Origin of the sequence: Citrobacter sp. TBCS-15 (assembly GCF_005280815.1) — a bacterium.
GTDB classification, from domain to species: domain Bacteria; phylum Pseudomonadota; class Gammaproteobacteria; order Enterobacterales; family Enterobacteriaceae; genus Citrobacter; species Citrobacter werkmanii.
Genome location: NZ_SZWK01000189.1, coordinates 1 through 214, shown reverse-complemented (window position 1 = coordinate 214; position 214 = coordinate 1). Strand labels below are relative to the sequence as shown.

Here is a 214-nt window from a genome sequence, read left to right as displayed (position 1 = left end):
CTATAAACCAAAAGGGGAGAATTAAAAAGTGACCAATATATTTGAAAAAGTACAGACAGCCAAGCACTTAAAAGAGCGTGAAGACTTAATAAATTTAAAAGATGACTGGCTTATTGATACGTTAATGCCAAGTTCACAAGCTGGAATACTTGTAGCTCCATTTAAGTCATTTAAAAGCTCTCTAGCAATGCACATGGCTTTAATGGTATCGCAA

General features: G+C 34.6%; 1 protein-coding gene. It reads left to right on the top strand.

Going from position 1 to position 214, the window contains the following annotated elements; all coding sequences use genetic code 11:
- Positions 1–28: 28 nt before the first annotated feature.
- Positions 29–214, top strand: a 186-nt coding sequence (locus FDW96_RS12610) for a hypothetical protein (RefSeq protein ID WP_197064333.1), incomplete at its 3' end; no start/stop codon positions are given.